Genomic DNA, 9,589 nt, shown 5'->3' with positions numbered 1-9,589 from the left:
GTTCCCGCTGGGCCGGGGAGGGCTTGTCCGGGGTGCGGGTGGCGCTGACGGTGTTGGCTCGCAGCCGGAAGCGGAACTCGCGGCCAGTCTGGAGACGGTCGAGCAGCGGCTGGTAGTCGCGCACGACGATCTGCGGCTCGTCGGCGTGGATCCAGCCGGCCTGTTCGACGAGGTGCTCCCAGGACGGGGTTGACTCGGTGAGGACGAGGACCTCGGCGCGATGCGACCGGCTGCCACCCCGGGTTGCCTCAGCGTTCTCGACCCGCCACAGGACCCGTTCGGTGATCGGCTGGCGGGACAGTCCGCCGAGAACGGCGGCGTGCAGGCGCTGCGGGTTGTTCAGCAGCGCCTGGGCGCCGGTGCGTAGCGGGTTCAGCCAGATGCGGGACAGGTAGGTCATGACCGGTCACCATCCGAGGAGCGCGAAGGGATCATGCGGCGGGGCGGCGCCGTCGACGGCGAGATCGGCGGCGTCCAGTTCGTAGGGGGGCGGGAGGTGAACCCAGGTCTGGCGGATCCGGCGGCTGGTGAATCCGCGCTCGTGCGGGTCGAAGCTGGTGGGCAGGTCGTGGCGGACGTCAGGGCCGGTGGGGTCGTCGACGGTGACGGGCAGGTCGACGGCGGCCGGGCGGGGGCGCCGGCTGCGGATGAGCGCCTCACGGTGCTGCGGTCCGGCCTGCCAGGGCACCCGGCCCAGCACGTCGACGACGTCGCCGGGCCACAGGTCGTCACCGCTGTCGACGGCGAGGAGCAGCGGCTGGGTCGGCGGGCAGGCGCGGCGGCCGAGGGCGAGCGGGTAGGCGGGGTTGCGCAGCGCGTCGGCGAGGGTCGCGAGGACCGGGTCGGGCGCGGCGACGGCAGCGACGAACACCGCGTCCTGAAGGTAGAACCGCTCGGTGAGATGGGTGTGCTTGGCCGGCGACGTCGGTTTCTGAGCGCCCTTCGCGTTGACGGCGGTCGAGGGCAGCGGGCGGCCGCGGTAGTCGCTGACGGTGTGGTAGTCGCGCAGCAGCGTGCCAGGCTGGTCGGTGCGGACGCCGAGGGTGAGGCCTAGGAGATCCTCGATCGAGTCGGTGCGCCGGCGGCCCTCGGCGGCGGCGAGCAGGCCGAGGATCCCGCTCTTCGTGGGTTCGGCGGCTGTGTCGCGGCGGTTGAACATGCTGCGCGAGCCCCAGGACTGCACCGGGGCGGCCAGGCGCAGGGCCAGGCAGTGGCTGGTCGGGGGCTCGGTCATCGGGCGGCGCTTTCCAGCCGTCGGCGGGCATCGTCGACGACGGTGCCGATCACCATGTCGAAGGGTCGGGCCGGGCCGAGCACCTCGGTGAGCGTCTGCGCGCGCGAGGCGTCGTCGGGGGTGCGGTAGGTGGAGGCGACCAGTTCCGGACGCAGACCCCATAGGGAGGTCGCGGTGCGCATCTCGTCGCCGAAGCGGGCGACGGACTCGGCGAGGATGCCCTGGCCGCGGGAGGGGACCGGCTTCTCGAAGGCGGAGACGAGGTTGACCGGCTGGTCGGCACGGACCGCGACGGTGAGCAGGTTAGGCACGGTGCGGTGGGCGAAGGAGTTCTGGTGGCCGGTGGGCATGGAGGTGGTGAAGGCGGTGAGGAACACCCGCAGCGCCTCGACGGTCGCCTCGACGTCGCCGGCCAGGTTCTCGGCGAGCTGGTGCAGGCCGACGGTGGCGAACCGGTAGAGCGTCGCGGACTGGAACTCCACCGTGCCGATCATCCCGGCGCCGGTCTCGCCGCGGGCGTTCTCGTCGTCGACGGCGGTGTAGTAGTCGAATTCGACGTCGACGGCGTGGGTGGACAGGGCGTGCGCGACCTGGGTGGCGGCGTCGACGTTGAGGGTCGCGAGGTCGGCGACCATCCGGCCGAACAATGCGACGTCGATCGGATGCCCGCTGCCGAGGGTCGCCAGGACCGGGAGGTCCTTCACCGCGTCGGCCAGCTCCTCGTCGTCGAGCTCGACCAGACGCGGGATGTCGTCGGCGACGAGGTCGACCAGCCTTTCAAGCTGAGGACGGCCGAAGAACAGCAGGTAGGCCGTCTCCGCAGCCTTCTTGCCCGCCTTGATCTTCAGACCACCGAGCAGACTGGTGGCGATCCGAGTAGCGGACTCGGCGTCGAGCCGGCCGCGGGCGGCGAGCCGGTCGGCGAGCAGGACGGAGATCCGCTTGGTGCGGGTGCCGAGGCGGTCGGAGTCGACGTGCTCGGCGAACGCGGTCCGGGTGGCGCGCTTCCATGCCTGCGAGCTGACCCGGGCGCGCTTGACCCCGCCGTAGACGGCCTGCTTCGGGGTGCCGGCGTCGTCCCTGTTGATGTTAGACGGCGGGACGGTCTGCAGGATGTGGACATCGATGTAGCAACGCATCGGCTGGTGTTTCCCTCTGCTGGGTCAGGATGGTTGGCATCCGGCGCGCGGGCGCGACACCGGACGGTGATGCGTACGGGTCAGGACGCGCCGGGCTCGCCGTCGACGGCGGCACCCGCGGCCTCGCCCTTGCGCGGGCGGAAGAAGTACTGACTGCCCCAACGGCGCCGGACCTCGCCGATGCGGCCGGGATTCTGCCAATCGATCAGGTCGCGCCACAGAGCGGTGTAGTCCAGCCCGATGGTGAGCTGACGGAACTGCCGAACGAGCCCGCGCAGGTGGTAAGCGGCCTCATCCAGGCCGGTGGCTGTGGCAACGGTATTGAACCGGCGGTCGACGGCATCCGGGCTGAAGGCGTCGCTGTCGTGCAGGCGAAGGGCCGCCGTGCCAAGTCCGATCCCGACCTGGTGCGCCGGGACGGACAGTGACTGCTGGTGGATGGCGTGGAGGGTGAGCGCGACGTGCTCCGCCCACAGGCGATGGCTGATCCTGCCGTCGGCGGTGAGGGTGGTGTAGTAGCGCCACATCTGCGGGGCCTCGCCCGGCGCACGGCCGACGCCGCGCCGCAGCGCCGCGAGGTCCGCACCGTCGGGCCGGCCGCCGGGATGGTCGCGTTCCCAGAAATGTCGGCGCAGGGCCGTCCCCATGGAGGGGGACGGCGCTGCCCCGGACGATGTCCCGGCTGCCTCGGGCATCCGATCTCCTTGTGGTTGTGGCGTCAGGCGGCGGTGAGGTCGCGCCGGTTGTCCGCATCCCGGCCGAGAACGTCGTTGAGGGTGCGGCGCAGGGAAATCTCGGCGACGGCGAGCCGGGCGCCGAACAGCTCGTCGGGGTGCGGGCCGAGGAAGACCCGCGGGCCGGCGGCGGACAGCAGCGGGTCGACCGTCTCCCAGATCACCTGGCGGGCGATGACCTTCCATGCCAGCTCGGCTTTCTCCGCGTCCTGCGGATGCCGGGCAAGCCCCGCCAGCAGCCGGCGCACGGTCGGGGTGAAGTTGTGCACGAGCATGTCGCCGAGCCGCTGCCCCTTGTCCCACGGCAGCTTCTCCCCCGCCCCGGCGGCTTCCCGCAGGGTGTCACCGAGCCGGTTCGCGGCGACCCGCAGGCTCTCGGCCTGGTCCGCGACAGCCAGCACGACGCGGCGGACCTCCGAGTCGCGCAGTAGCGCGGTGACCGGCAGCGGGATCTCGTCGACGGTCACCTCGTCGATGACCGCCGACTGGGTGCCGTACTGCACGCCGACGGTGAATACCCGCAGTGCCAGGTCAGCGGGCAGGATGCCGTCCTCGCGCAGGCCCGCCGCCTGGGACAGCAGCGCCGGCGCGGAGACCTTCTCCCCGGGGGCGGGCACGGTGGCTAGCAGGGCTTCGAATCCGCGCCAGGCCGCGCGCCCCGGCTGGTGGCGCACCGGGCGCACCGGCGGCTGGTCGGCCTTGGGCTTGTCGACCTGCCGCCACGCGGTGTGCGGTTCTAGGTGGTGCACCGAGCCGAGGAGCCGGTCGCCCGCGGCGAGCACCACTTGCCGTACCGAGATACCACCAGGGACGGTCGGGTCCTCCTGCGGGATGAGCCGGATCCGCCGGGACTGCCAGGTCAGCAGGTCGAGCAGGCCGCTGGGCGGACGGATCATCCAACGCGGCCCGGCCGGCTCCTCGCCGGCCCACTGCGGCCGGTCGTCCGGGCGCCGACCGGCGGGCCGGATCAGCAGGTTGAGCATCAGCGTGTCGAACAGCGTGTTGCCCAGGGGCACGACGACGCCGAGCTGGCCAAGCGGCCCGGTGTGGTTGCCGGTCGTCTTCCCGCCTTTGACCTGCGGGTCCCCCACCACGCCCGTCTTGATCGCCGCGGTGTCCCAGCAGTGCGCCGCGAGCAGCGCCCGCGCGGCCGCGGCCGGCGAGAGCCGCGGCGGATCGCTCTCGGTCCGGGAACTGAACAGCGGGACACTGTTGCCGGCGGCGAGGCTCGGAACGAGCAGGGACACCGGCCTGGTCTCGTTCTTCGCCGTATGCAACCCCGCGACCTGCGCAAACGGCCTTTCGACGGAGAAGAGATTGAACCGGTCCGCATGCTCCGTCAGGTATTCGGTAATGCGCTCGCCATCAAACATGCCGGCATCCCACCGCTGCGCCCACTCGTCGTCCGTGCGCGGAACACCGCACGCGTCGAGGAGTACAGGCAACAGCACCTGACGCAGGACCGCTACAGCCTCCAGCGGATCGTCGAGGGCGAGCCCGTCGATTTCTTGCGCATGGACAAGCGCATCCCGGATCCCGACCTCGACACGGACCCCTCGCCGGTCGACCGGAATCCACTCGGCATCGATCAGACTGAAATCATCCACCTGTTCCCCCGTCCGCCCTGGTCCCTCGAACCGCGTCGACCAACAGAGATGTATCAGCGCCCACCGACAGTTTTCAGACTCGGGTTAGCCTGCCGTCGATCCACGAGCCTCAGTTGCGCCGTCCATGCCCGTGTGAGCGCCTCCGAACGCGAGTGCTACGACGCGCCCGATACCGGTACTCCGTTCGGTCCTCGGATCGCTGGGGGACGATAGCAGCGAGAATTCCAAGCACCAGGGTCGCGGCCACCACCCACCAGGTGGCGCCGCTCAACCCCAGCATGGAGGGGCCGGCGAGCCAGAGCGTCGGCGGCAGTGTCCGCGACTCAAGGCGCGTCCTGCGCAACGGGTCACGTTGCGGAACATCGCGAATCGCCACGGTCAGGACACTAGCATCAACTAGGCACTCGTCGGAGCAGCGGGTGTCAAATATCGATACAGTGGATCTGCCCAGCCATGCTGGGGTCGTCCTTGGGCACTCGTCGGCTCAGCGTCTCGACTCGACGTCGTCCCCGCCTCAGCGGGGGTTCGATACTCGCAGGCAGCGACCGCCGGCCAGGTGCTTCGATCTGCAGGGCGAAGCACCTGGCCGGCCCCCGATTTCGGCAGGACCCATGGAACTCACCGGCGTGGGGTCGAGACGACGAGGCCGAGGTTGTTGTCGTAGCGTAGATCACGACCGCCGAGGGTGGCGGTGTGCTGGTCGTCGAGGATGAGGGCGCGGGTGCGGCGCAGCCAGGGGTCGCCGGCCCAGCCCGGCAGCGGGGTGAGCGTGGCGCGGGCCGCGGCTGTGAGCTCCGGGACGGCGGGCAGCCGGATCACCGAGCCGACGACCTCCTCCAGCACGGCGTCGTCGGAGACGGCGACCTCGCCAATCGGGCCGAGCCGTCGGCCGGACAGGGTCAGGTAGCCGCCGGCGGGTGCGCGGCGGACGAGGACGACCTCGATCGACTCGTCGCCGTCGCGCACGACCGCGGCGACCCGCTCCTCGGTCTCGAGGGCGGCGGTCCCGTTGTCGTGCAGGCCCGCCAGGGTGGACAGCAGGCCAAGCCGGTCCTCTCCGCCGAGTAGGAACGCCGAGGCGTTCACCCGGCGGCGCTCCTCGTCGACCTCCCACGCCGTGCGCGCCACGGCGAACGCCTCGGACCAACCGGACGGTCCGAGAGGCGCCTCGCCATAGCCGGTGGCGACGAGTCTGGGCACGTCCGCGGGGATCGACCAGCCAGGGCCATCGGCCGCGTCGACGACCAGGGCCGCGGCGCGCAGGAGCAGGTGATCCCCGTAGACGGCCCGGCTTCCCCCGGGATAGCGCGGGACGTCCTCGCCGGTGAGCCGCAGCCCGCTGACGAGCACCTCCGGCCGGCGCAGGTTCGCCAGGCGATCGAACGACGGGCGTTCGTGCCGGTGCAGCCGGCCGACGCGCTGCAGCAACAGATCGATGGGCGCGAGATCGGTGATGAGGACGTCCACGTCGACGTCGAACGACTGCTCGGCGACCTGAGTGGCCACCACGATAAGTCGCTTCGGCCTGGGCGCGGCGCCTTCACGCCCAGGCGGTCCGAGCCGGTCGACGACCTCGGCGGTGCGGCGGGCCCGTTCGGTGGCGGTGAACCGGGAGTGCAGCAGGACGACGTCCACGCCGAAGGCGGCCGCGAGCTCGGCGTAGACGTCCTGGGCACGCCGGACGGTGTTGCAGACGACGAGGGCGCAACCGCCGTCGCCGACCGCGCGGGTCACCGCCGCGGCGACCGTCCGCGGGTCGAACGCGTCGTCCTCGTCGAGGATCCGCACGTTGACTGGCGTCGACGGACGCCAGGGCTGGGCGGACACTCCGGCGAAGTCCGGCTCGCCGTCGCGGGTGAAGACCCCGGTCGTGCTCGGGTAGCCGTCGGGCGTGGGCAGCGCGGCGAGGTCGACGTCACGGCGCTGCAGGGCGCCCTGCAGGTAGGCGCGGGCGAGCTGCTCGCGCAACGCCGGGGGCAGTGTCGCCGACAGGACGATCACCGGCACACCGGAGTCGGCCAGCCAGCGCAGCGCCTCGAACAGAAACTGCGCCATGTACACGTCGTAGGCGTGCACCTCGTCGAGGATGACGACCCGCCCGGCGAGGCCGGCGTGGCGCAGCATCACATGCTTCGTGCGCGTGGCGGCGTGTAGGAGCTGGTCGACCGTGCCGACCGTGACCGGGGCGAGTAGACCCCGCTTGGCGCCGAGGAACCATTCGGCGGCCGCCACCGGACCGGCCGGCGGCGCCTCGGATCGCGTCGCGCCACCCACACGGCCCTCGTCGTCCACGCCGAATGCGTCGCCCATGCCGTAGTCATCGGTCAGACCGAAGTCGTCGAGGTCGTCGTGCACCCCGGCGAAACTGATCTGGCTGCGCAGGGCTGCCCATGTCGGATTGAATCGCGCCCGGCCGTGTAGCAGGCCGATCGGCACTTCGGGATCAACCGCGGCGAGCCAGGCGCGCACCCGATCGAACATCGGGTCGCTGGTCGCCTGTGTCGGCATTCCGACGTAGATGCCGTCCGCGCCGACCTTCGCGGCCAGGACCTCCGCGGCGGCGAAGGCGGCCTCCGTCTTGCCCTCCCCCATCGGCGCCTCGAGAATCAGCAACCCCGCTTCCGGCATGTTCCGTGCCAGGTCCACCGACGCCGACTGCGCGGCGCGGGCCGCCTTACCGAACCGGTGACGCACGAGATCGGACTGGTTTACGGGCACGAGGTTCGCCCGCCGCCAGCCGCCGCGCAACCCCAGTTCTTCCCAGGCTTTTTCGGCACGGTCCCGGGCGGCAGTCATCGATATTTTCGCCGGATCAGGAATCCCCCCGAAGTGCGTGTGATCACTCGCGATCCAGTCGGCCATGATAATCAGACCGGACAGGGTGAGCTGGTCTCCACGGCTCGGCGTTCTCGCGTCTCCCAGACCTGGCAGATCGACGCCGAGGTCGGCGGCAACCCGGTCGACGAACGCCTGCTGGGCCTGCGGCCAGGGGCCGACGCCGTGCGCCACGCCAGGATTGACCAGCCTGTCCCGGCCGGGAATCCGGCCATGATGTCCCGCGACGAGTGGCCACACCCAGTTGCACGCCTGCCGGTTCCACCCGACCTGGGGCAGGTATCCACGCAGGATGACCGCACCGGCGCGGGCATGGTGCCAACGCCGCCCCTGCTGCGGGCTCACGCCCTTCCAGTCGAAACCGGCCGCCCGGACCCGTACCGCCAGGCCGTCATCCTTCATCTGAAAAGCCGGCGTCGCCTTCCCGACGTCATGCAGCCCGCACACCAGCGCGAACAATTCCCGCCCCTGCCCATCGCTGACCACATCGAGCCGTTTCCGGATCACCGGCGCCAGATACCGATCCCAGACCAGCTCTCCCACCGCGGCCGTATCCAGCAGATGCCCGAGCAGAAGATGCATCAAACCACCCCCCTTCTCCGCCGACTTTCCCCACACCACACCCAACGCCGAACTCTCCATGCACACAACCTTCCTCGAGATTCCACTCAATCACATTCCAAAAACAAGGCAGAAGGACTCCACGGAGTTCCATCACTCCTAGAGAAGACCCCTACACATACCAGAAGAATCCGGTATGAAACCTACGATATGGCAAATCCCCGCGCGTGCGGAGACGACTGCTGCCGCCCACCGGGCCCCACCCCGGGCCCGGGAAGATCCCCGCGCGTGCGGGGACGACGGCGGCGGCGTGGGCGTAGCCGGTGTGGATCGCGGAAGATCCCCGCGCGTGCGGGGACGACTAGACCGAAGGGCCTACCGAACTGGACCGCAAAGGAAGATCCCCGCGCGTGCGGGGACGACGTGCTGCTCAGCGCGCTCGACGCGACGGTGGCGGGAAGATCCCCGCGCGTGCGGGGACGACGCCTGCCCTAGCAACAGCACCGCATGACCGGCGGGAAGATCCCCGCGCGTGCGGGGACGACCGGACCGGCTGCAGGTGCTGCGCCCGGACTGGGGGAAGATCCCCGCGCGTGCGGGGACGACCCGACCGCGAATGGCGCGAGCAGAACGACGAGAGGAAGATCCCCGCGCGTGCGGGGACGACCCCGTCGACGACGCCCTCGCCGAGGACCTGGCGGGAAGATCCCCGCGCGTGCGGGGACGACCAGCAGAGAGACGAGAGACCCCCATCATGACCGGGAAGATCCCCGCGCGTGCGGGGACGACTCTCCGAGTATCCAAGGTGCCCTCTTGGCACCGGGAAGATCCCCGCGCGTGCGGGGACGACTGATGGTGCTGGGTGTTGCGCTGATCGCGGCGGGGAAGATCCCCGCGCGTGCGGGGACGACCAGCCCCGAAGCGCCGTGCCGCTAAGCCCTCGGGGAAGATCCCCGCGCGTGCGGGGACGACTGCCCCGTGGGATGCGAAGTGTGGTGCGGCTGGGGAAGATCCCCGCGCGTGCGGGGACGACTCGGGTTCGGCGACGTCGGCCGCCGTGGGGGTGGGAAGATCCCCGCGCGTGCGGGGACGACGCAGTCGCACTGGTAGTTCGGCGCTGGAATGTCGGAAGATCCCCGCGCGTGCGGGGACGACCGGGATGTCGACGATGGGGGCCAACAGCCAGGCGGAAGATCCCCGCGCGTGCGGGGACGACCCTCTCCGGTGCCGGTGACCCGACGTCGGATGGGGAAGATCCCCGCGCGTGCGGGGACGACCCACCAGCGGGAACCGTGATCTCGACCACGTGAGGAAGATCCCCGCGCGTGCGGGGACGACATACGGCCGTAGAGCTAGTGGTCGTCGCTGCAAGTTCGTCGGTTATGCGGCGAGGGTGAGGCGGCGGGTGGTGTCGAGCAGGTCGGCGCGGGTGTACTTCCAGTCGAACGGGGTGGCTGTCTGGTTGTAGAGGGCCTGGAA

Annotated in this window: 6 protein-coding genes and 1 CRISPR repeat array; all 6 genes read right to left on the bottom strand. The window is 70.8% G+C overall.

Going from position 1 to position 9,589, the window contains the following annotated elements:
* A partial coding sequence (locus NBZ83_RS25825) for a type I-E CRISPR-associated protein Cas6/Cse3/CasE (protein ID WP_261575964.1) occupies window positions 1-400 on the bottom strand: 400 nt, incomplete at its 3' end.
* Window positions 401-406: 6 nt separating this feature from the next.
* A complete protein-coding gene (gene cas5e, locus NBZ83_RS25820) occupies window positions 407-1,234 on the bottom strand; it encodes a type I-E CRISPR-associated protein Cas5/CasD (protein ID WP_261570799.1) in 828 nt (275 codons plus the stop codon).
* Complete coding sequence (cas7e, locus tag NBZ83_RS25815; protein ID WP_261570798.1) at window positions 1,231-2,373, bottom strand: type I-E CRISPR-associated protein Cas7/Cse4/CasC; 1,143 nt, start codon at window positions 2,371-2,373, stop codon at window positions 1,231-1,233. The genes cas5e and cas7e overlap by 4 nt, the downstream gene beginning before the upstream one ends.
* An 80-nt stretch (window positions 2,374-2,453) precedes the next feature.
* Window positions 2,454-3,068 (bottom strand): type I-E CRISPR-associated protein Cse2/CasB, encoded by a 615-nt coding sequence (gene casB, locus NBZ83_RS25810; RefSeq protein ID WP_261570797.1) that lies wholly within the window; start codon window positions 3,066-3,068, stop codon window positions 2,454-2,456.
* A gap of 23 nt (window positions 3,069-3,091) precedes the next feature.
* Window positions 3,092-4,714 (bottom strand): type I-E CRISPR-associated protein Cse1/CasA, encoded by a 1,623-nt coding sequence (casA, locus tag NBZ83_RS25805; RefSeq protein ID WP_261570796.1) that lies wholly within the window; start codon window positions 4,712-4,714, stop codon window positions 3,092-3,094.
* Window positions 4,715-5,332: 618 nt separating this feature from the next.
* Window positions 5,333-8,191 (bottom strand): CRISPR-associated helicase Cas3', encoded by a 2,859-nt coding sequence (cas3, locus tag NBZ83_RS25800; RefSeq protein WP_261570795.1) that lies wholly within the window; start codon window positions 8,189-8,191, stop codon window positions 5,333-5,335.
* 131 nt (window positions 8,192-8,322) lie between these two features.
* Window positions 8,323-9,448: direct repeats of the CRISPR family, unit length 28 nt; unit sequence GGAAGATCCCCGCGCGTGCGGGGACGAC.
* Window positions 9,449-9,589 lie beyond the last annotated feature (141 nt).

The organism is Frankia gtarii, assembly GCF_025403375.1.
GTDB lineage: Bacteria > Actinomycetota > Actinomycetes > Frankiales > Frankiaceae > Frankia > Frankia gtarii.
This window is presented reverse-complemented; position numbering and strand designations above follow the sequence as displayed.

Excerpts from the sequence above, each read along its gene's own strand:
- cas3 (WP_261570795.1), bottom strand. The coding sequence starts at position 8,191 with ATGGAGAGTTCGGCGTTGGGTGTGGTGTGGGGAAAGTCGGCGGAGAAG.
- cas5e (WP_261570799.1), bottom strand. The coding sequence starts at position 1,234 with ATGACCGAGCCCCCGACCAGCCACTGCCTGGCCCTGCGCCTGGCCGCC.
- casB (WP_261570797.1), bottom strand. The coding sequence starts at position 3,068 with ATGCCCGAGGCAGCCGGGACATCGTCCGGGGCAGCGCCGTCCCCCTCC.
- cas7e (WP_261570798.1), bottom strand. The coding sequence starts at position 2,373 with ATGCGTTGCTACATCGATGTCCACATCCTGCAGACCGTCCCGCCGTCT.